This window comes from Staphylococcus sp. HMSC034C12 (assembly GCF_001835895.1).
Taxonomy (GTDB): domain Bacteria; phylum Bacillota; class Bacilli; order Staphylococcales; family Staphylococcaceae; genus Staphylococcus; species Staphylococcus hominis.
Window position 1 is genome coordinate 1 of the sequence record NZ_KV826328.1, and the last position, 1801, is coordinate 1801.

General features: G+C 31.9%; 1 protein-coding gene. It reads left to right on the top strand.

The window, feature by feature from the left end:
• On the top strand, positions 1-1801 hold a 1801-nt coding region (locus HMPREF2629_RS05950), incomplete at both ends, for an SdrD B-like domain-containing protein (protein WP_176746866.1).

A 1801-nucleotide genomic window follows, 5' to 3' on the forward strand; every position in this document is an offset into this window, starting at 1 on the left:
CAGAACAACCAAAAGAAGAGTCATCTTCAACTACGTCTTCAAAAGATAATACAACTCAAGAATTAGATAGTTCAGCAGAAAGCCCATCAGATGCGACAACACAATCAAATAATTCAACTGATACGTCATCTACTACAGATGCTCCATCTATTACTTCAGATAGTTCAGTTGCAGATAAACAAGCATACACGAGTAATGCGGTAGATAGTTTAAATGCAGATACAAGTAATAATACAGACACAATTACTGATGCAGTAAGTAATGATGTGAATTTAGAAACAGCAACACGAGATCAGATTGATAATGCAGTTGTAGCTGAAACAATTAAAACAGACTTTTCAAATCCAGATTATGGATTAACTAGTCCGTTTATGACATTAGCAGCCACAGCGCCAATGTCAACAGCATCAACAGATAGTACACCAACTACTTTTGCTTTAAATAGCACTGATACTACATCAAGTACAGGTGGATCTTTAGTAAATGATAAAATTCGTGTTACAAATGCTAGTTTGACACTTAATCAGAAAAATAATCAACACGATAATAACACGATTTGGCCAACAAGCAATGAGCAATTGAAATTATCTGCTGATTATGAATTAGATAACAGTATTAAAGAAGGAGATACATTTACTATAAAATACGGTGATTACATTAGACCTGGTGCTTTAGAACTTCCAGCTAAAAATACACAATTACGTAGTAAGGAAGGTTCAATTGTAGCAAACGGTGTTTATGATGAAACTACAAATACAACTACATACACTTTTACTAATTATGTAGATCAATACCAAAACATTACAGGTAGCTTTAATCTTTTAGCAACACCAAAAAGAGAGACAGTAACTAAAGATAAACAAAGTTATCCTATGGATGTTACCATCGCTAACCAAGAAGTTAGAGAAAACTTTGTAGTAGATTATGGTAATCATAAAGACCATCTTACAAATGCAGCAGTAGCAAATGTTGATAATGTAAATAATAAACATAATGAAGTTGTTTATTTAAATCAACCTGGGAATAGAATTTATGATGCAAAATATTTCTCAACAGTTCAAAACGGTAATTTTATACCTAATGAAATAAAAGTGTATGAAGTATTAGATGATAATGTTTTAGTTGATAGCTTTAATCCGAATTTAAACGGATCTGCAGTTAAAGATGTAACTAATGAATTTACACCTAAATATAGCCTTAATAATACTAGAGTAGATATAGATCTTAACCGTAGTAATATGAAAAAAGGAAAACGTTATATTATTACTCAAGCGGTTAAACCATCAGGTACTGGCAATGTTACTACAAATTATGAATTAACACGTTATGGTAATCAAGAATCAAGATACCCAACAGGCACTAAAAGTACAACAGTCAGTTACATTAATGGTTCTTCAACAGCACAAGGAGATAACCCAACATACAGTCTTGGAGACTATGTATGGTTAGATAAAAACAAAGATGGTATCCAAAATGATGACGAAAAAGGTATTCCAGGTGTTTACGTCATTCTTAAAGATAGTAATAACAAAGAATTACAACGTGCAACCACAGATGATACAGGACATTATCAGTTTGATAACTTACAAAATGGAACATATAATGTTGAATTTGTTATTCCTAATAATTACACTCCATCGCCGTCAAATACAATTGATAATGATACTATTGATTCGGATGGTCAAAAAGATGTAGATAGTAATGTAGTGGTAGCCAAAGGTACCATTAATAATGCTGACAATATGACTGTTGATACAGGTTTTTATGAAACACCAAAATATAATTTAGGTGACTATGTATG